Origin of the sequence: Amycolatopsis sp. NPDC050768 (genome assembly GCF_040654155.1) — a bacterium.
Classification (GTDB): Bacteria; Actinomycetota; Actinomycetes; order Mycobacteriales; family Pseudonocardiaceae; genus Amycolatopsis.
In genome coordinates this window covers 127,333-146,560 of record NZ_JBFAHL010000001.1, presented here as the reverse complement: position 1 = coordinate 146,560, position 19,228 = coordinate 127,333, and the positions used below count along the sequence as shown (strand labels likewise).

Here is a 19,228-nt window from a genome sequence, read left to right as displayed (position 1 = left end):
CCCATGGCTGAAATCGTCCTCGACAAAGTTTCGAAGCGTTACCCCGACGGTGCGCTCGCAGTGTCCGAAGTGGACATCACGATCGCGGACGGCGAGTTCATCATCCTCGTCGGCCCGTCCGGCTGCGGGAAGTCGACCACGCTCAACATGGTGGCCGGGCTGGAGGACATCTCGTCCGGCGAGCTGCGCATCGACGGCAAGCGCGTGAACGAGCGGGCGCCGAAGGACCGCGACATCGCGATGGTGTTCCAGTCCTACGCGCTTTACCCGCACATGAGCGTGCGCGAGAACATGGCGTTCCCGCTGCGGCTGGCCAAGGTGGCCGACGCGACGGTGCGCGCGAAGGTGGAGGAGGCGGCGGAGATCCTCGACCTCACCGCGCACCTGGACCGCAAGCCGTCGAACCTCTCCGGTGGCCAGCGTCAGCGCGTGGCGATGGGGCGCGCGATCGTGCGCAACCCCAAGGCGTTCCTGATGGACGAACCACTGTCCAACCTGGACGCGAAGCTGCGCGGCCAGATGCGCACATCGGTGTCGAAGATCCAGAAGCAGCTGGGCACGACCACGCTGTACGTGACCCACGACCAGACCGAGGCCATGACGCTGGGCGACCGCGTGGTGGTGCTGCGGGCCGGGTACGTGCAGCAGATCGGCTCGCCGCAGTTCCTCTACGACAACCCGGCGAACCTGTTCGTGGCCGGGTTCATCGGCTCGCCGTCGATGAACTTCGTGCCGGCGACGCTGGAGAACGGTGAGCTGCACAGCCCGCTGGGCACCACGCCGCTCACCGACCGGATCCGCCGGATGGCCGAGGCCGCCAACGCGCCGCGCGAGGTGATCGTGGGCGTGCGGCCGGAGCACTTCGAGGACGCGGCGCTCGTCGACTCCGCCCAGCGTGGCGAGGGTTCCACGTTCACCGCGCACATCGATGTGCTCGAGTCGATGGGCTCGGAGAAGTTCGCGCACTTCACCGTGGAAGGCGAGGTGGCCACGTCGGCCGAGCTCGCCGAGCTGGCCGCCGACAGCGGTTCCGCCGACGTGCCGGGCGCCGAGTCGCTCATCGTGGCCCGGCTCTCGGCCGAGTCCCAGGCCGCGGAGAACGCGGACCTGGAGATCTGGTTCGACGCGGACAAGGTGAAGCTGTTCGACCCGAGCAACGGGCGGAACCTGACCTACCAGGAATAGGTTTCCAGTACGGAGGCCCCTTCACGCTCTGCTCGGGAAGGGGCCTTCGTCGTGTTCAGGGGATCTTCGCGAACACCAGCGCCGCGACCTGGCTCGCGACCGGGCACGCGGCCGCGCCGCTGGAACCGCTCGTGTCCACCACGCTCACCACCGCCTGCTCGCCGCGCCCCGGGGTGTCCGGCGACGGCTGAGTGGTCGTCAGGTGGCAGAACGCTCCGTCGGTGCTCTGGCGCGCCGTGCGGCCGCCGAGGGTTGCGGTCGCGCCGGTGGGTGCCTGTTTCTGCACGGAGAACGCGACGCTCACCGTGCCGCGGATGCAGGAGTGGCCCGACAACCCGGCCGAGGGCTGCGTGCCGGCGCCGGCGATCGCGTCGAGCTCGTGGACGTTGAGCAGTGCGCACGGGTCGACGCGGCCCCACGAGCGGTCGGGGAACTGGTGGTGGCGCACCTTGCCGCCGCTCGCGGCCGCGAGGACCCCACCGACCACGGCGTCGGCGTCGGAGCAGCGGTCGGCCGACGCGCCGGCGCCTTCGGCGTCGGTCACGGCGATGTTGAGGCGGATCCCGTCGGCGAACGTCACCACGCGCGAGCACGTCTTGTCGGGCGTGAAGCCGGCCTGCTGCACGGCGACGCCGTCGGGGAGCGGGCCGGAGTACTCGTACGGCTTCACGTTCGGGTCCGCGTCGGCGGCCAGCGGGCCCACGCTCACCGTGTGCTGGCGCCCGCTGCGCACGTAGTCGGTCCGGCAGTCGGTGAACGACGAGTCGGGGTCGTCGGCCGTCGCGCCGCGCAGGCGGGAGACGTCGAGCAGGCTGCAGTAGTCGAGCGTGGTGAAGTCGCCGAGCGCCGCCACGGCCGTCATCGGCGAGGGGGCTTGCGAGACGGGCGCGGGGGCGGCCGCCGAGGAGCAGCCGGCGAGCAGGAGCGCGCCACCGAGCGCGACGACAACGGGTCCGAAGGGGGAACGCACGGGGTGCAGTATCACCACGAATCGCGCGAAAAATCAGCCCTGACAGGGAAATCCCACACTGCGCTGTGGTGTCCGCGCAGGTCAGCGCCGCGAAATCGGACGCCGGTCCGTGCGTGGCGGGATGACCGGCTCGGGCCCTTAGGGGTCCGAATCGTCCCGGGGAGCGATGTGCTCGCGGCGCATTCCTGGTGTCCTTGAGTCACGAACCCAACGGGAGGGACCACGATGACCGCACCTGTCACGCAGAGGCTGAGCCGCCCGCGCAACGACCGCATGATCGGCGGCGTGTGCGCCGGGCTCGCCCGCCGATTCGGCACCACGCCGGGCAAGGTCCGCGTGCTCGCGCTGCTGTCCTGCCTGCTGCCCGGCCCGCAGTTCGTCGCCTACCTGATCCTCTGGGCCATCATGCCCAGCGAGTGAGGTCCGGCCGCACCGAAGCCGTGAAGGGCACCCGCGTGGTGCCCTTCACGGCTTTTCGCGCGGAACCGGGGGAGTGGCCGGATGCGGGTGGCGCGGCTGGCGCCACGCGCACATCGCCTGGTCGATCTCGGCCTGGTCGAGCCCCGGGTGCGGCAGCTCGGTCGCGCGGCCCGGCTCGGCGCGCAGGCCGTCGAGGATCAGCGCGAGACAGCGGCGCCACAGGTGCGGCTCCACGGCGCTGGTGTACTCCACCGCCGCGCCGACCATCTGGTGGATGAGCGGCAGATCGGTGGGCACGAGGTCGGCCCGTAACTGCCCGGACTCCTGCGCACGCTCCATCAGCCGCGTGATGAGCGGCACCATGTGAGCTTTCACCTCGGCCACGTGCTCGTGCCCGAACGCCTTGGACAGCATGATCTCCCGCAGCCCGCGGTCGGCGGAGTGCAGCTCGACCGTGCGCCACACGAAGTCGACGAATCCGTCCCACGGGTCTTCGGCGCCCAGCGCCTGCTCCGCGAGATCGGCGATGTCCTGCAGCTGCTCGACGAACATCGCCTCGACCAGGTGTTCCTTGCTGGGGAACCGCCGGTAGACGGTGCCGACGCCCAGGCCGGCGTGGTGCGCGACGTCGTCGAGCGTCGCCTCCAGCCCTCGTTTGCCGAAGACGGCGCGAGCGGATTCGAGGATGCGCCGGCGGTTGAGCTCGGCATCACGCCGCAGCGGCCGCGCCGGTGCGGCGTCCGGTGTCATGACGCCCAGGTTACCAAAAGAAGTCGAGGCACCATCTCCGGTTTTTGTGTACTTTGGGCCAAGTAAGGGGAGGGACCTACTCCACATAGCGCTTTGATCACTATCTGTGAGGGAAATCCACATGCCTGACTCGACGGCCACGCTCGAACGTCCGGGGGAGGACGCGCCGAGCCACGCCGAAAACCCGCACCACTCCAGACGCTGGGCCATCCTCGTGATGATCGGCCTGGCCCAGCTGATGGTGGTGCTCGACGCCACCGTCGTGAACATCGCGCTGCCTTCGGCGCAGGTCGACCTCGGTTTCTCCAACGACGCCCGCCAGTGGGTCGTCACCGCGTACGCGCTCGCGTTCGGCAGCCTGCTGCTGCTCGGCGGGCGGCTCGCGGACCTGTTCGGCCGCAAGAACGCGTTCCTCGTGGGTCTGGCCGGCTTCGCCGCGGTGTCCGCGATCGGCGGCGCGGCGAGCAGCATCGAGATGCTGCTGATCGCCCGCGCGGCGCAGGGTGTGTTCGGCGCGCTGCTCGCGCCGGCCGCGCTTTCCCTGCTCACCACCACGTTCACCGACCCGAAGGAACGCGGCCGCGCGTTCGGCGTGTTCGGCGCGATCGGCGGTGGCGGTGCCGCCATCGGCCTGTTGCTGGGCGGCGTGCTCACCGAATACCTCGACTGGCGCTGGTGCATGTTCGTGAACATCGTGTTCGCGGTCATCGCCTTCATCGGCGGCGCGCTGCTGCTGCGCCGCCAGGAGTCCGACGGCCCGCGCCCGAAGCTCGACCTGCCGGGCACGGTCAGCGCGTCGGCCGGTCTCTTCGCACTCGTCTACGGCTTCTCCAACGCCGAGCACGACTCGTGGGGCTCGATCTCGGTGTGGGGCTTCCTCGCGGCCGGGCTGGCGCTGCTGGCGACGTTCGTCGTGCTGCAGCAACGCGTGAAGCACCCGTTGCTGCCGATGCGCGTGCTGCTCGACCGCGACCGCGGCGGCTCGTACATCGCGATGTTCCTCATCGCGATCGGCATGTTCTCGATCTTCCTGTTCCTCACGTTCTACGTGCAGCAGAACCTCAAGTTCACGCCCATCGAGAGCGGATTCGGCTTCCTGCCGATGGTCGCCACGCTGATGGCGGCCGCGACCACCGCGACGGGCGTGCTGCTGCCGCGGTTCGGGCCGAAGCCGCTGGTGCCCACGGGCATGCTGATCGCCGCGGGCGGTCTGCTGTGGCTGAGCGCGATCGACGCCGGCAGCACCTACGCCGAGGGCGTGCTGGGGCCGCTCATGGTGCTCGGCGTGGGCATCGGCCTGTCGATGGCGCCGGCGATGAGCGTCGCGACCTTCGGGGTCGAGCTGCACGACGCGGGCGTCGCGTCGGCGACGGTCAACACGATGCAGCAGGTAGGTGGCTCGATCGGCACCGCGCTGCTGAGCACGCTCGCGGGCAACGCGGCGACGTCGTTCCTGGCCGGGCGCGCGCCCACGCCGCAACTCGCCGCGGAGGCGGCCGTGCACAGCTACACCACGGCGTTCACCTGGGCCGCGGTCATCTTCGCGGTCGGTGCGGTGATCACCGGGCTGCTGCTGCGCCCGGGCGCCCCGCGCGGCGTGGCCGTGGTGCAGGCCGTGCACGTCTGAAGCTCGCTGATCGGGGTGAACGGTCCCTTCCCTGCTCGGCCGGGAAGGGACCGTTCTTTTTTCAACACCGGTAACCCGCGCCGCGGCTCACCCGACTCACTGGACATGACGGACCCGGCGAAGGTCTTTTTCCGCGATCCGAGCTACGACGGCCAGTTCGCGCGCACGCTCAACGCCGCGGTGGTGCACGCGGCCGACCTCGGTGAGGCGTTCGCGACCGCGCGCGGCCTCGGCAAGCTCTCCGGCGGCGGCTGGTACGACGCGTGGTCGGCCACCGCGGACCGCGCGCGCGTCGTGGCGGACTCGGCGCTGGCCGCGGGGGACCGCGTGAGCGCGCGCCACGCGTTCCTGCGCGCGAGCGAGTACTTCCGGCAGGCGTACTTCTTCATTCGGTCCGATGTGGACGATCCACGGCTGCAGTCCGCGTACCGCGGTCACGTCGAGGCGTTCGCGGAGGCCGCGAAGCTCCTCGAACACCCCGCCGAAGCGGTGCGGATCCCGTACGAGGACACGACTTTGCACGGCTATTTCTTCGCGCCGCACGCGTCCAGCACGCCGCGGCCGACCGTCGTGCTGCCGTGCGGCTACGACTCCACGGCCGAGTCCGGCTGGCTCGACGTGCCCGGCGCCGTCGACCGCGGCTACAACGTGCTCGTGTTCGACGGCCCCGGGCAGGGCGAGACGCTCTACGTCCAGCACCGGTACCTGCGCCACGACTTCGAAAACGTGCTCACCCCCGTACTCGACTGGCTGCTCGACCGGCCCGAGGTCGACCCGGCGCAGGTGGTGCTCGTCGGCCGGTCGTTCGCCGGCTACCTCGCGCCGCGCGCCGCGACCGCCGAGCACCGGATCGCCGCGCTCGTGTGCGACCCGGCGCAGCCGGACCTCGGCGCGCGGGTGCCGTCCGGCCCGGCCGCGCTGGCGGCCGCGCCCGTGGTGCGGGTGCAGATGCGGCGCAACGCCGACCGCGCGGAGTTCTTCCGCGCCCGCATGGCCGCCCACGGCATCGACTCCGTCCGCGAGTACTTCGCCGAGCTGCGGCGGTTCACCATGCTCGCCGACGCGGCGAACATCACCTGCCCGGCCCTGCTCGTGGAGTCCGAACACGACTTCACGGCCGGCGGCGGCCCAACACTGCGCGACGCGCTCACCACCAAAGCCCAGGTCGTCCAGCTCACCGCGGCCGAAGGCGTCGACGGTCACTGCGCAGGCCTCGGCCAGCAGGTGTGGACGGGCACCGTCTACCCATGGCTGCACCGGACCCTGTCCACCTCACTTGTCGGCTGAAAACCGTTCCCACGCTGACTGCCGCGTCACGCCCAGTGCTTCGCCGATGCGCGCCCACGCGACTCCGCGCGACCGCAGCAGGTCCACCTGGGCCTGGATGCGTGCGTCGGCCTGGGCGCTCACCATGGCCATGCGCGGGATGCTCTGCAGGATCTCGTCGTCGGACTTCCGTTCCCACAGCGTCACTTCCGGCGTGGCCGGCTCGTGCTGCCCGGCGAGGATCTCGCCGCACAGGCTCACGCAGCCGTCGCAGATGTACACACCCGCGCCGGAGATGAGCTTGCTGACCTCGTCGGCGCGCTTGAGGCAGAACGAGCAGTAGCTGTCGTCGGTCATCGAAACCTCCCCAGGAACATGTCAGGACTCCCCTGACGCTAGCCGCGTCAGGGGAGTCCTGACAAGGGTCAGTGGCGACGGGAGCGCAGCGCCTCGATCACGTCGTCGTCCCAGCGGTGGGTGCGGATGAGCCGGTAGCGCTCGGCGGCGACCCACAGGTAGGCCTCGGCGTCGGTGCGGTCGCCGACCAGGTCGGCCTGGCGGAGCATGCCGGTGACGGGCGTGAACTCCTCGTCGAACCAGCGCTGCGCGAGGTTGGCGCGATCGGTGAAGCGGCCCTCGTCCTGCATCAGCCGGAAGCCCCACGCCTCCACGTGCTCGCCGAGCTGCGCGTAGTCCCACGGGTCCGACATGATCACAGACGCCCGCGCGTGGCCGGTCAGCGGCACGCGTTCGAGGAACAGCCGCCGGTAGTCCTTCACGATCAGGTCGCCGCGGTAGCGGATGCCGTTGGGGTTGAGCTTCGTGCGCACCGCGGTGACCTGAGCCTCTATTGTGGACAGACCCTGCGCGTGGGCGACGGACACGCGGTGGTGACCGTCGATGATGAAGTGCAGCTCGCCCACGCGATACACCTCGATCGGCGGGATCGCCTCCCCGCGGCGGGCCGCGAGCGCGAGCCGCTCCCAGCGTTCGCGCACGCGCCCGGACGTGGGGCGGAAGCGGCGGTCGAAGTCGCGGCTGCGGTCCACTGTGCCCACGATCGAGTCCAAAGTGATCACTCGCGGCCCGATGCGCGCCTCGCCGGCGTAACCCAGCGCGTCGACGACTTCGTGGAACGGCAGCATGATGTTCACGTCGTCGGGCTCGCGGCGCAGCCAGGTGGACAGTCGCGAAAGGACCTGGCCGCGGCGGGCGCGCAGGAAGTCGTGTTCGGCGTCGGCGCGCGGGAAACCCGTGGGTCTGGTCATCGCGGGAACTCCATGATCCGGTGGCCCACCACGTTGCGCACGCGGGTGGTGCCGACCACGCGGTCGGGCACCGGTTCGCCGTGCGGGTGGATGTGGCCGTGCAGCAGCCAGCGCGGCCGCAGCGTGGCGATCGTGCGGTGCAGGCAGGCGAAACCGCGGTGCGGTGGGTCTTCGCGGTCCCCGAGGTGCAGCGGAGGGGAGTGGGTGAGCAGCACGTCGACCTCGTGCCCGTCGCGGCGGCGCCACTTCGCGCGCCACTCGAGCCCGCGGGCCCGGCGCGACTGCTGGCGTTGGGTCCACTGGTTCGGGCCCTCGTTGTACCGGATCGAGCCGCCGAGCCCGGCGAACCGGAGCCCGGCGACGTCGACCACGCGTCCGTCGGCGTTGATCCCGCCCGCGGGGCCGGGCCATTCGGTGGGGAAACCGTCCTTCATGGACAGTCCGCCGTAACGGGTGTAGCCGCTCAGGTCGGGATCGTGGTTGCCCGGCACGAACACGCACGGCACGTCGAGCGCGCCGGCGAGGAACTCGAGGTAGTCGTAGGGCAGGTCGCCGGCGGCGACCACGAGGTCGACGTCGAGCGAGCGGACCGCACCGGTCCACAGCCGCTCGTCGACCTCGTCGGCCACCACCAGCGCCTTGGGCATGCGCCCAGAGTAAGGCCTGGCAGCGTTACTTCACGCGATCACTTCATGCCGTGAGAGAAACCCGGGTTGAGGGTGATCACGGTGATGATGCCGAGGATCCAGACGATCCCGAGGGTCAGGGCCCAGAACTTGAGGTTGGTCAGCAAACGAGGCATGGGAGTACTCCTGTAGCGCTACCGGGTGAAGGAACGGGGACCGCGTGGCGGCCTAGAGCCAGCCGTTCTTCCGGAATATTCGGTACAGGAGCAGGCAGATCGCGAAGATCACCGTGACCGCGATCGGGTAGCCGAACTTCCAGTGCAGCTCGGGCATGTAGTCGAAGTTCATGCCGTAGATCCCCGCGCCCATCGTGGGCACGGTGATGATCGCGGCCCACGCGGTGATCTTGCGCATGTCGGTGTTCTGCTGCAGCGAGATCTTCGCGACGGTGGCGTCGACCAGGGTGCTCAGCAGCTCGTCGAACGCGGCCACGCGCTCGGACACGGTCACGAGGTGGTCAGCGACGTCGCGGAAGTACGAACGCACCTCGTCGGGCACCAGCCGCGTGTAGCCCTCGGCCAGGCGCGAGACGGGCGTGGCGAGCGGCAGCACGGCGCGGCGCAGCTCCAGCACTTCCCGCTTCATCAGGTAGATCTGCTCGGCGCTCACCAGCGAGCGCGGCGCGAACACCTGCGCCTCGATCTCGTCGATGTCGGACTCGATGCGGCTCGAGACCTCGAGGTAGTGGTCCACCACGTGGTCGGCGATGGCGTGGACCACCGCGGCCGGGCCGAGGCTCAGGCGCTCCTGGTCGTCGTCCATGTCGCGGCGCAGCCGGGCGAGGCCGGAGTGGTTGCCGTGGCGCACGGTGATCACGAAGTCGCGGCCGAGGAACACCATGAGCTCGCCGGTCTCGACGATCTCGTTGGCCGTGGTCGGCGACTCGTGCTCCACGTAGCGGACGGTCTTGAGCACCAAGAAGAGCGTGTCGTCGTAGCGCTCGAGCTTCGGCCGCTGGTGGGCTTCCAGCGCGTCTTCCACGGCCAGCTCGTGGAGCCCGAACGTGTCGGCGATGCCCTGGATCTGCTCTCCGTCCGGTTCGTGCAGTCCGATCCAGACGAACCCCGCGTGCCGCTTGCGCACCTCTTTGATGGCGTCGGAATGCGTCCAGCGGCCGGGCAAGCGCGCGCCGTCGACGTACACCGCGCAGTCGACGACGTACGCCGACAAGGGCACAGGGATCGGCCGCTCGAGCATCGGCTTGGTGCGGCTGCCGCCGCGGCCGCGAAGGCCTCCGAGGGAGGGGATGGCAGGCATGGGATCTCCTGGGCTGGCGTCGTGGTGGAACACAAAGACGACGGCCAGGCGGACTTCAGCGTCCGTCCGGCATCACCGGCGTTCCCTGTTCGCCGGACCTACCAGGAGAAAAATCGGCCGGCCGGCTCGGCGGGAACGCTGGGACTACTAGGGAGCGGACTATCGCCACTACTCATGGGGCGTTCCTCACCTCCTTCAGGCCGGCGCGATCGTAAGACGCGGAGAGTGGTGGGGCTCGCGTTGACGCACGAACACCAATGGTCGAGGGTACTCCTCACCACCGGTGAGTGTCGCAAGTGGCTCAGGCGGCGTTACCCGGCCGGGAGTTGTTTCGAGGAGGAACACGGGTGGCCATCGCCCTGGAAGAGATCAAGCAGCGGTTGCGCAGGTTCGCCGAGGTCGAGGCGCGCGGCGTCTCGCCGCTGTACGACCACCTCGCCACGCAGTCGGCCGAGGACGACGACGTCGCCGGCCTGCTCACCGACGCCCGCGGCGGCGAGGCCCGCGGCACCCTGCTGCTGGCCGCGGCCCACCGCCTCATCCAGGCCGACCCAATCCACCCGCTGTCGCGCTACTACCCGTCACTGGGCGGTTTCGACGGCGTGGACAACGAGACCTGGCCGCTGTTCCGCACCTTCCTGCTGGAGCGCGCGGACAAGGCCCGCCAGATCATTTCGACGCGCTACACCCAGACCAACGAGGTCCGCCGCGCGTCGCTCGTGTACCCCGCGGTCGCGGCGGCGGCGAAGGAAGCGGGCGGCAAGATCGCCCTGCTCGAGGTCGGCTGCAGCGCGGGTCTGCTGCTCGGCCTCGACCGCTTCTCCTACCGCTACCAGTGCGACGGCGGCGAGCAGCTCGTCGCCGGACCCGCCAAGGCCGCCGTCGGCCTGCACTGCGCCCTGGACCTCGCGCCCGGCGCGGTGCTGCCGAAGCTGCCGAAGAAGGTCTCCATCGCCGCGCGCGCCGGTCTGGACCGTGCCCCCGTCGACCTCGCCGACGAGGACGAGCTGGCCTGGCTGGAAGCCTGCGTCTGGGCCGACCAGCCGGATCGCATCCGACTCCTTCGCACGGCCGCCGCGGAACAGCGCAAGCACGTCCCGCCCCTGATCGCCGGTGACGGCGTGGACGACCTGGCCGCGGCCGCGGCCACGTTGCCGCCCGAGCTGCCACTGGTGGTCCTCACCAGCCACGCGCTGGCCTACTTCGGCGACCGCCGGGCCGACTTCGTGGCCGCGTTGGCTTCGCTCGCGGCTACGCGCCCCCTGTGGTGGGTCACGGAGGGCTCTTACTCGGCCGGCCTCAAGCTCGTGATGCCGGATCGCACCGACCTGGACGCCCCGGCGCCCGGCTTGTCGGACCCCTGCGTGCTCGGCCTGGTCTCGTGGTCCGACGGCAAGCCTGTGGCCCGTGCGCTGGCTCGGACCACGCCGCGCGGGCAGCGCATGACCTGGCTGCCCGCCTGACGGTTCGCGCAGGCGCACCAGCTGCACGCTGTGTCACCTGTGTCACATTCACCCCATCAGTCACACCCGCGCACCGCTCGCCTATGCGTCCTCACATGCACAGGCATTGATGTGGAATTGCTCAACCCGCATTTCCCGTGCTCATCCGGCGATCGGTGCGGGGATAACACCATTCACCGACGTACGAAATCCACAAACATTCGCGCAAGCAATCGACGCACCGCGGAAATGCACCGACTCGACTCAGGCCCTTGGTAGCGCACCCCAGTCACGCAGCGTGATGAAAAGCAAGTCGACGAGCAGGCCTGAGGCGTCCAGTTCCACCAGTTCGGCCGAGTCGACCCAGCGGGCGTCGTCGGCGTCGTCGCCGGCGGTGAGGGTTCCGGCCGCGACGGTGCACTCGTAGTCCCGGATGTCGTAGGGGCCGCGGGCGACCATGCCCACGAATGTGTGCGGTGTCACGTCGAGTCCGGTCTCTTCCCGCAGCTCGCGGACGACGGCTTCAGTGTCCGTTTCGCCCTGTTCGACCCGGCCGCCGGGCAACGACCAGAGACCCCTGCCCGGATCGTGACCGCGCTGGATGAGCAGCAGTCTGCCCTGGTCGTCGAACACGATGCCGCCCACGCAGGGCACTCGGATGGCCATGAGTGTCAACCCCTGGATTCGTCACGCTGTACACGGAGAGTAGCCATACGGTACACTTCGGACGGCCTGCTGACCCATGCGCGGGACTTTCCTGCCGCGTGGGTGGTTGGTGCGGTACAACATAGAAAGTCAGTTTTCCGGTGCCACGTTTAGAGACGGGATTGATCGCTGTGAACGCGAAGAAGCTTGCGGGTCTCGTGGGTATCGCGTTGGTGCTGTTCTTCGTGATCGCTCAGCCGAACCAGGCGGCGGGGCTCGTCGGCAACATCGTCGAATTCCTCCGTAGCTCGGCCGAATCGGTGGTCTCGTTCGTCAGCAACGTGTTCAACGGCTGACGGAGGATAACCTCGAGACATGTTCGCGCCACGCGACCCTGACGAGTACCTGCTCGACACTGAGCGGCGGGTCATCCGCATCCGCCGCCACTGGGCAGTCCTGCTCTGGGACACGTTCGAGGCGGCGGCTCTGCTCGCCGTCTGCGTACTGGTCTCGTACCTGCTGCCACCGTCGTTGTGGGTGGTGCAGAACATCCTCTGGTACGTCGCGCTGCTGGTCGTGCTGCGGTTCGCCTACGCGGTGGTCCAGTGGTGGGTCGAGCGGCTTGTCGTCACGGACAAGCGGTTCGTGCTGACCAAGGGCGTCATCACCACGAAGGTGCTGATGATGCCCATCACGAAGGTCACCGACCTCACCTACGAGCGGCCCGGCTGGGGCCGAGTGCTCGGTTACGGGACGATGGTCGTCGAGTCCGCCGGTCAGATCCAGGCGCTGAACCGCATCGACTACCTGCCTCGGCCCGAGGAGTTCTACGACACGATCTCGGAGCTCGTGTTCGGCGACAAGCAGAAGCAGGCCGAGCGCTTCTCCATGATCAAGGCGCAGCGTGCCGCGAGGGGCAAGAAGCCCGTCGGCTGACCTGCGGGCGTTGTCCCAGGTACCGGCGTCGCTGTGACGCAGCGCATCGTCGAGAATGGTCACGATGCGCATCGACCTGCACGCCCACTCCACGGCCTCCGACGGCACCGACAGCCCTGCCGGGCTCGTCGAAGCCGCCGTCCGGTCCGGCCTCGACGTGGTCGCGATCACCGACCACGACACCACCGCCGGCTGGGCTCCGGCGGTGGCGGCCGTCCCGCCCGGGCTGACTCTCGTCCCCGGCGCCGAGCTGTCCACCGTGTCCGTCGACCCGGAAACGGGCTGGCGGATCAGCGTGCACCTGCTCGCGTACCTCTTCGACCCGACCGCGCCCGCGCTGGTCGCCGAGCAGACGCGCCTGCGGGCCGAACGCCGCACGCGGCTGCGCGCGATGGCGGCCCGCATGGCCGCCGACGGCCTCCCGATCGACGCCGACGAGATCATGGGCCTGCTGCCCGCCGACTCGCCGGCCGGCCGGCCGCACCTCGCGCAGGCGCTCGTGCGCGCCGGGCTGGTGTCGAGCGTCGACGAGGCCTTCGCGGAGTACCTCGGCAGCCGCCGCGGCTACTACGTGCCGCGCCACGACACCCCCGTCGAAGAGGCGATCGACATGATCGTCGCCGCGGGTGGCGTCACGGTGATCGCGCATCCGTTCGCCTACAGCCGCGGCGCGACGATCAGCGAGGACACCCTGCGTGACCTCGCCCGCCGTGGCCTGACCGGCGTCGAGGTGGATCACCCCAACCACGAGCCGGCCACGCGCGTCCGCACGCGTGAGCTCGCCGACGAGCTGGGGCTCATCCGCACCGGGTCGAGCGACTACCACGGCACGAACAAGACGATCGGCCTCGGCCAGGAGACGACCGACCCTGGTCAGTTCGAGCAGCTCGTCGCGCGCGCCACCGGGTCGCAGATCGTGAAGGGCTGAGATGGGCGTCGCGCAGTTCTTCGACGCGAAGCTGTTCATCAGCGCCACCATCACGCTCATCGTCATCATGGACCCGCCGGGCACGGTGCCGGTGTTCCTGAGCCTCGTCGGCCGCAAGCCGATGGCCACGCGCGTGAAGGCGGCGCGCCAAGCGGTGCTGGTTTCGCTGCTGGTCATCACGCTGTTCGCTGTTGCCGGGCAGGCGATCCTCGCGTACCTCGGCATCGGCATCCCCGCGCTGCAGGGCGCCGGCGGCCTGCTGCTCCTGCTCATCGCGCTGCAGCTGCTCACGGGCAAGGGCGGCAACGAACCCGAAGCGACCGACGACGTCAACGTTGCCCTCGTGCCCCTCGGCACGCCGCTGCTCGCCGGCCCGGGCGCCATCGCGGCGACGATCGTGTTCGTCCGTCAGGCCGACGGCCACCTCGGCGCCTACATCGCGCTGGGGTGCGCGATCATCGCCGTGCACTTCGTGATCTACACGTGCATGCGCTTCTCGGGTGTGGTCATCCGGCTGATCAAGGAAAGCGGCATCACGCTCGTCGCGAAGATCGCGGGTCTGCTGCTGGCGGCGATCGCCGTGGAGCTGGTGGCGAACTCCGTGAAGGGCTTCATCGCCGGGAACTTCTAGGCTCGGCCGGCCGGTCGCTGCCCGAGGCGTGGATCTCGCGCACCGACACGGTTTCGCGGTTGCCGGGCAGGGAGCCGCGGCGTTCGGCTGAGGGCCGCCCCCGCGCCGGAAAGTGTCGGTGGTGGTGCGTAGCGTGGACGCCGGAACCGAACGGGGGTCGAGTGAAGGAACAGCTGGGGTTCGATTTCGGCGTCGAGCAGCCGCAGCGGCTCACGAAGGTGTCGCCGGCGCGGCTGAGCACGTTCGAGGACTGCCCGCGCCGCTACCGCTTGAGCTACCTGCAGCGCCCGACGCCGCAACGCACCGGCCCGTGGGCGCACAGCACGCTGGGCGCGGTGGTGCACAACGCGTTGCGGGCGTTGTTCGACTTGCCGGTCGCCAAGCGCACCGCGCAGCGCGCGATGGCGCTCGTGGGCGAGTACTGGAAGGACGCGGGGTTCGAGGACGCCGAGCAGGCCGCGCGCTACCGGGCGCGGGCCAAGGGCTGGGTCGGGGAGTACGTGGAGGACCACGACGTCACCGAGGACCCGATCGGCCTCGAGCGCTGGGTGTCCGCGCCGGTCAGCACCACCGGCGGACAGCCAACGATGATCATCGAGGGCCGCGCCGACCGCATCGACCGGCGCGGCGGCGAACTGGTCATCGTCGACTACAAGACCGGCCGACGCGCTCCCGACGAGTACGAGGCCCGCGCTTCGCAGGCGTTGGCCATGTACGCGGTCGCTTCTTCGCGCACACTTCGCATGCCCTGCACCAAGGTCGAGCTCCACCACCTGCCCACCGGCACGATCGCCGCGGCCGAGCACACGCCCGACTCGCTCCGCCGCCACCTCCAACGCGCCGAAGAAACCGCGGGCGACTTACGCCTGGCCACGGATACCCTCGACGCAGGCGCCGATGGCGACGCCCTGTTCCCCGCCCGCCCCGACCGCCGCTGCTCCTGGTGCGACTTCCGCCCGAGCTGCGCGGAAGGTCAGCAGGCCGCGCCCGCGTCCCAACCGTGGGACCTCCTGGCGCCTTGACCGCCCTCCCTTCGAGCCGACGATTGGACGGACCCCCCACCGTGGCCTCACCCGACACCGAGGAACTGACCACCGCCCCCTTGGCCGCGGCGGACGTCGCCACTCGCGAGGGCACCCCTCCGTCGGACGCCCACGCCGAACCTCCGTCGGCTGAGGCTGACGAGCACGGCGAGCCTTCGGAACCTGTCGCGGAAGCGTCTGCCGCCGAGCCGCCGGCCGTCGACGCCAAGCCCGACCCGACCACGGCGACGCACTCGGCCGAGACGCCGGCCGAGTACGTGCCCGTCGCGGCGCCACAGCGGATCGAGGCCGTCGGCGCGGGGAAGCCGCGCGGGCGGTGGTGGCGGGGGTTCACCGGGTCGATCGCCGCGGGACTGGCCGTGCTGGCGGTGGGCGTGCTCGGTGTCGGCGCGGTCTGCCTCGCCACCGGGGCGCCGGGGCCGAGCGTGCTGTTGCTGGTGGGCCACCCCGTCGCCGCGGTCGTCGCGTTGGTGCTGCAGCGGCTCGCGGATCGGCGCTACGGCCGCGCCGCCGGGCTGGCGGGCATCGGGGTGCTGGTGGTCGCGTTCGTGGCGCTCACCGTGTTCTGGTGGGCCTGACCCGGGTGCTGTCCGAGGACGAAGCGGCGGAGCTGTACGACGTCCTACGGCCCGGCGGAAGGTTCGCGTTCGAGACGTGCCACCCGCAGGCAAAGGCTTGGGAGGACTGGATTCCCGCTCACCCGGTCACGGTCTCCCAGCCGCGTCCCCTCCGGCTGTAGCACGAGGTCGAGTCGGTCGTCGGCGGCGTTGTTGTCACGTTCACCGAGACCGCCGTGAGGGCACCGTGCCGCGAGATCGTCACGATCGCTAGCGCAGGGCGGCAACCACAGGACCGCGCTGCTCAAGCAGCACCGGCCCCAAAGCCGTAAGCCGCACAACCCCGCGGTACGCCCCACGGTCGACGCCGACCGTGCGGATCGTGGCGCCGTTGGATTCGTTGAGCACGGCCAAACCGCCGTTGATGGGGACGACGAGTTGGCGGGCGAAGGTGATGCCGGGGCCGCGGGTGCTGTCGAGGGTCCAGCGCGGGGTGAGGTCGTCGCGCGACAGGGCGACGGTCTTGGTGCCCGTGAACCAGTACACGCCGCTGTCGGTGCGAGTGGTCTGTTCGACGCCGCCCGCGGGGTCGCCGGCCAAATCACTGGCCGGCAGGTCCATCGGGTACGCGGAACGCTCGTTGCCGTCCGGGCCGTAGATGACCAGGAGCTTCTGGTCGGGCAGCAGCACGGCCGTGAAGTCGCCGGACATGGTGATCACGCGGGCGCGCGAGCCGGCCAGGATGCTGCTGAAGACGACCTGCGGCTCGTCCTCGTGTTCGGCCGTGGCCTTGTAAACGGTGAGGCGGTCGTGGGGATCGCCGGGGCAGCGCTCGATCACGCCGACCTTCTCGGCGGCCGCGGCGACCGTGCCGTACGTGCAGCCCGTGCGCGGCTGCTTGTTCGGGTTGACCATGAACGGGACCTGGCCGTACTCCATGCTCTTCACGAGGTCGTCGCGCCAGGTGTCGAGTAGGTGCTTGCCGGTGGTGGTCACGTGGCTGCCGTCGCTGACGAGCTGGGTGCCGAGCTCCGCGTCGCCGTTGCGCTGGGCCGTGATCTGGCCCGTGGTGGGGTCGAGCTGCGTGACCTCGCTGCAGCCCATTGCCTTGTGGTACACCGCGTTCACGCGCCCCCACGCGGTGTCCACAGTGCACAGTTGCAGGTTCTCGCGCGTGTAGTGCCAGCGGATCTGCCCGGTGAGCGGGTCGCGGCCCGCGACCTCGCCGCCGTCGGCGGTGGTCACGGTGTCGCCCTCGCCGATCGGCACGGGCGTGGCCGAGCTGGGCGCCTGCCACAGCTGCGCCATCGAACCCGGCACGGCCGTGGGCGCCGGCGGCAACGTCGGCGGCGGGGAAGCGAGCGCGCGGCTCGTGTGCAGGTTGTCGCTGTTCAACGCGACAACCAGCGTCACGACCACCACGACCACGGCGATCAACGCCGCGATCACGCGGTCCCGCCCGCTGTTCCACGGCGAGCGCCGCACGCGAACGGGAGGCCCCGTCACAGTGCTCGCAGAGCTCTGCGACGGGGGCAAAACATCTTCGGTGCCGAGGGGGCGGTGTGAAACCACCCCGGAGTCCGAAGGCGGTACAAAAGCCGGAACGTCCGGTTCAGACTGGTCCGGTGCGCCGTCTTCGTGGTCGCTCACGTACCTGACTCCCGCCGTCGGCTCCGCTGGTCCCCTCAGTCTGCCGACGCAGGTGTATCAGACGTCGCGGAGGGGCGGCGACGACGGCGCCGACGTGCCGGACGCTCACCCGTTTCTCCGGTTTCTCCCGAAGCCGAGGCCGACGCGGTGGCCGCGCCGGCAGGGCCGGTCGACTCCCCACCGCCACCACTACGGGTGCGGCGACGGGAGCGCGAGCGCTCCTCACCCGAACCTGAACCCGACGCAGCGGAGTCGGAGGAAGCAGCAGCGTCCGCCTTCTCGACCGCCTCAGCCGCATTCGCACCACCACGGGTGCGCTTGCGCGGAGCCCGCGTGCGCTTGCGCGGCGCGGCGTCGTCGTCAGAAGCAGAACCGGCGCCCCGGCCACCACGGCCACGGCGCTTGCCGCCCAGGTCCTCTTCCTCCTCGGCGGCCAGCCCGGCGCGGGTCCGCTTCGCGAGCGGGAGCCGGCCGGTGGTGCCCTCCGGGATGCCGAGGTCGCTGAACAGGTGCGGCGACGACGAGTACGTCTCCACCGGCTCCGGCTTGTCCAGACCCAGCGTGTCGGAGATCAGCTTCCAGCGGGGCATCTCGTCCCAGTCGACGAGTGTGACCGCGACACCCGTGCGCCCCGCGCGGCCGGTGCGGCCGATGCGGTGCACGTAGGTCTTCTCGTCGTCGGGGCACTGGTAGTTGATGACGTGCGTGACGTCGTCGATGTCGATGCCGCGAGCCGCGACGTCGGTGGCCACCAGCACGTCGACCTTGCCCGAGCGGAACGCGCGCAGCGCCTGTTCGCGAGCGCCCTGGCCGAGGTCACCGTGCACGGCGGCGGCCGCGAAGCCGCGCTCCACCAGGTCGTCGGCCACCTTCTGCGCGGTGCGCTTGGTGCGGCTGAAGATCATGGTGAGCCCGCGGCCTTCGGACTGCAGCACCCGGGCGATGACCTCCGGCTTGTCCATCGAGTGCGCCCGGTAGACAAACTGCGTGGTGCGCTCGTGGATCGCGCTCGCGTCGTTTTCCTCGGCGCGGATGTGCGTGGGCTGACGCAGGAACGTGCGCGCCAGCGTGATGATCGGGCCCGGCATCGTGGCGGAGAACAGCATCGTCTGCCGTTCGTCCGGCACCATCCGCAAGATGCGCTCGATGTCGGGCAGGAAGCCCAGGTCGAGCATCTCGTCGGCCTCGTCGAGCACGAGCCCGCGGACCTTGCCCAGCACCAAGTGCTGCTGCTCGGCCAGGTCGAGCAGGCGGCCCGGGGTGCCGATCACGACGTCGACGCCCTTGCGCAGCGCATCGATCTGCGGCTCGTACGGCCGCCCGCCGTAGATGGCCAGCGTGCGGATGCCGAGGTGCTTGCCGGCGCCCTTGAGGTCGTTGGCGACCTGGATGCACAGCTCGCGGGTCGGGACCACGACCAGCACCTGCGGGGTGCCGTCGCCGGGCACCTGCACGCGGTGCAGCAGCGGGACGCCGAAGCCCAGCGTCTTGCCCATGCCGGTGCGGGCCTGGCCGATGAGGTCGTCGCCCGCCATGGCCAGCGGCAGCGTGAGCGCCTGGATGGCGAACGTGCGCTCGATGCCGGCCTCGCCCAGCGCCTTCACGATCTCCGGCTTCACGCCGAACGAGGCGAAGGTGGGTGCCTCGGGCTCGACCTCGACGCCCGCCTGCAGCGGGTGCGAGGTGTCGAGCGCGGCCGGGCCGGTCTCGCTGTGCTCCAGCGCGACTGCGGGGGTGGTGGTTTCTTCGGTTGTGGACTGTTCTGCGGTCAGGGTGATCGCCTCTCTCGTGACCAGCGCGCACAGGCCGGTTGTCACTCGACACTCGACCGGGGGGTCTGGGCAGGCACCTTGAGGATCCGGCGCCGCAGCCGCCCTCCCGGGAATGCCGCTGGAGGCGTGCACGCACAATTGCAGCGAGCCCCGGCAGCCCTGGTGGCGCCGGTCGCCCGCCTGTTTCCCGCAGCC

General features: G+C 70.3%; 21 protein-coding genes. 12 read left to right on the top strand and 9 right to left on the bottom strand.

Annotation, left to right across the window (positions count from 1 at the left end; translation table 11 throughout):
- The first annotated feature begins 3 nt into the window (after nucleotides 1-3).
- Entirely contained in the window at nucleotides 4-1,185 is a 1,182-nt protein-coding gene (ugpC, locus tag AB0H62_RS00680; protein WP_220246429.1) for a sn-glycerol-3-phosphate ABC transporter ATP-binding protein UgpC, read from the top strand.
- A 55-nt stretch (nucleotides 1,186-1,240) separates the two neighbouring features.
- On the opposite strand, the gene AB0H62_RS00675 is transcribed toward ugpC, so the two are convergent.
- Nucleotides 1,241-2,155 carry a hypothetical protein gene (locus AB0H62_RS00675; protein WP_360583289.1) on the bottom strand — a complete coding sequence of 305 codons (915 nt, stop codon included), beginning with the start codon at nucleotides 2,153-2,155 and terminating at the stop codon, nucleotides 1,241-1,243.
- Between the two features lie 225 nt (nucleotides 2,156-2,380).
- Between AB0H62_RS00675 and AB0H62_RS00670 the strand changes: the two genes are divergently transcribed.
- A complete protein-coding gene (locus tag AB0H62_RS00670) occupies nucleotides 2,381-2,575 on the top strand; it encodes a PspC domain-containing protein (RefSeq protein WP_360583287.1) in 195 nt (64 codons plus the stop codon).
- 45 nt (nucleotides 2,576-2,620) lie between these two features.
- Here AB0H62_RS00670 and AB0H62_RS00665 read toward each other — a convergent pair whose 3' ends face one another.
- Entirely contained in the window at nucleotides 2,621-3,325 is a 705-nt protein-coding gene (locus tag AB0H62_RS00665) for a TetR/AcrR family transcriptional regulator (RefSeq protein ID WP_220246431.1), read from the bottom strand.
- Between the two features lie 121 nt (nucleotides 3,326-3,446).
- Between AB0H62_RS00665 and AB0H62_RS00660 the strand changes: the two genes are divergently transcribed.
- Together AB0H62_RS00660 and AB0H62_RS00655 are read left to right on the top strand one after the other, a co-directional pair.
- Entirely contained in the window at nucleotides 3,447-4,952 is a 1,506-nt protein-coding gene (locus AB0H62_RS00660) for an MFS transporter (protein WP_220246432.1), read from the top strand.
- A 105-nt stretch (nucleotides 4,953-5,057) separates the two neighbouring features.
- A complete protein-coding gene (locus AB0H62_RS00655) occupies nucleotides 5,058-6,239 on the top strand; it encodes an alpha/beta fold hydrolase (protein ID WP_220246433.1) in 1,182 nt (393 codons plus the stop codon).
- Here the strand turns inward: AB0H62_RS00655 and AB0H62_RS00650 are convergent.
- From AB0H62_RS00650 to corA, 4 genes are all read right to left on the bottom strand, one after another.
- A complete protein-coding gene (locus tag AB0H62_RS00650) occupies nucleotides 6,225-6,575 on the bottom strand; it encodes a ClpX C4-type zinc finger protein (protein ID WP_360583284.1) in 351 nt (116 codons plus the stop codon). The two genes, AB0H62_RS00655 and AB0H62_RS00650, sit on opposite strands and share 15 nt — an antisense overlap.
- Nucleotides 6,576-6,643: 68 nt before the next feature.
- Nucleotides 6,644-7,486: a chromosome partitioning protein ParB gene (locus tag AB0H62_RS00645; protein ID WP_360583282.1), complete on the bottom strand. Its 843-nt coding sequence runs from the start codon at nucleotides 7,484-7,486 to the stop codon at nucleotides 6,644-6,646.
- Nucleotides 7,483-8,133 (bottom strand): metallophosphoesterase, encoded by a 651-nt coding sequence (locus tag AB0H62_RS00640; RefSeq protein ID WP_354871405.1) that lies wholly within the window; start codon nucleotides 8,131-8,133, stop codon nucleotides 7,483-7,485. The genes AB0H62_RS00645 and AB0H62_RS00640 overlap by 4 nt, the downstream gene beginning before the upstream one ends.
- Nucleotides 8,134-8,340: 207 nt before the next feature.
- A complete protein-coding gene (gene corA / locus AB0H62_RS00635) occupies nucleotides 8,341-9,429 on the bottom strand; it encodes a magnesium/cobalt transporter CorA (protein WP_220246437.1) in 1,089 nt (362 codons plus the stop codon).
- A gap of 347 nt (nucleotides 9,430-9,776) precedes the next feature.
- Here corA and AB0H62_RS00630 point away from each other — a divergent pair, with 347 nt between their 5' ends.
- Nucleotides 9,777-10,892 carry a DUF2332 domain-containing protein gene (locus AB0H62_RS00630; protein ID WP_220246438.1) on the top strand — a complete coding sequence of 372 codons (1,116 nt, stop codon included), beginning with the start codon at nucleotides 9,777-9,779 and terminating at the stop codon, nucleotides 10,890-10,892.
- Between the two features lie 243 nt (nucleotides 10,893-11,135).
- On the opposite strand, the gene AB0H62_RS00625 is transcribed toward AB0H62_RS00630, so the two are convergent.
- Nucleotides 11,136-11,537 (bottom strand): NUDIX domain-containing protein, encoded by a 402-nt coding sequence (locus tag AB0H62_RS00625; RefSeq protein ID WP_360583279.1) that lies wholly within the window; start codon nucleotides 11,535-11,537, stop codon nucleotides 11,136-11,138.
- 170 nt (nucleotides 11,538-11,707) lie between these two features.
- Between AB0H62_RS00625 and AB0H62_RS00620 the strand changes: the two genes are divergently transcribed.
- The 7 genes from AB0H62_RS00620 (at nucleotide 11,708) to AB0H62_RS00590 (ending at nucleotide 15,793) form a co-directional block, all read left to right on the top strand.
- Nucleotides 11,708-11,872 (top strand): hypothetical protein, encoded by a 165-nt coding sequence (locus tag AB0H62_RS00620; protein WP_204091374.1) that lies wholly within the window; start codon nucleotides 11,708-11,710, stop codon nucleotides 11,870-11,872.
- 19 nt (nucleotides 11,873-11,891) lie between these two features.
- Nucleotides 11,892-12,452 (top strand): PH domain-containing protein, encoded by a 561-nt coding sequence (locus AB0H62_RS00615; protein ID WP_220246440.1) that lies wholly within the window; start codon nucleotides 11,892-11,894, stop codon nucleotides 12,450-12,452.
- Between the two features lie 55 nt (nucleotides 12,453-12,507).
- On the top strand, nucleotides 12,508-13,380 hold the full coding sequence (locus tag AB0H62_RS00610) for a PHP domain-containing protein (protein WP_360583276.1): 873 nt from the start codon (nucleotides 12,508-12,510) through the stop codon (nucleotides 13,378-13,380).
- A 1-nt stretch (nucleotide 13,381) separates the two neighbouring features.
- Nucleotides 13,382-14,011 (top strand): MarC family protein, encoded by a 630-nt coding sequence (locus AB0H62_RS00605; RefSeq protein WP_354871416.1) that lies wholly within the window; start codon nucleotides 13,382-13,384, stop codon nucleotides 14,009-14,011.
- A gap of 161 nt (nucleotides 14,012-14,172) precedes the next feature.
- Nucleotides 14,173-15,033 (top strand): PD-(D/E)XK nuclease family protein, encoded by an 861-nt coding sequence (locus AB0H62_RS00600; protein ID WP_220246443.1) that lies wholly within the window; start codon nucleotides 14,173-14,175, stop codon nucleotides 15,031-15,033.
- 41 nt (nucleotides 15,034-15,074) lie between these two features.
- Nucleotides 15,075-15,632, top strand: a complete 558-nt coding sequence (locus AB0H62_RS00595; RefSeq protein WP_360583273.1) for a hypothetical protein — start codon at nucleotides 15,075-15,077, stop codon at nucleotides 15,630-15,632.
- Complete coding sequence (locus AB0H62_RS00590; protein WP_220246444.1) at nucleotides 15,623-15,793, top strand: hypothetical protein; 171 nt, start codon at nucleotides 15,623-15,625, stop codon at nucleotides 15,791-15,793. Before AB0H62_RS00595 ends, AB0H62_RS00590 begins: the two co-directional genes overlap by 10 nt.
- A gap of 88 nt (nucleotides 15,794-15,881) precedes the next feature.
- On the opposite strand, the gene AB0H62_RS00585 is transcribed toward AB0H62_RS00590, so the two are convergent.
- Complete coding sequence (locus AB0H62_RS00585) at nucleotides 15,882-17,261, bottom strand: hypothetical protein (RefSeq protein ID WP_360583271.1); 1,380 nt, start codon at nucleotides 17,259-17,261, stop codon at nucleotides 15,882-15,884.
- Between the two features lie 35 nt (nucleotides 17,262-17,296).
- Nucleotides 17,297-19,078, bottom strand: a complete 1,782-nt coding sequence (locus AB0H62_RS00580) for a DEAD/DEAH box helicase (protein WP_360583269.1) — start codon at nucleotides 19,076-19,078, stop codon at nucleotides 17,297-17,299.
- Nucleotides 19,079-19,228 lie beyond the last annotated feature (150 nt).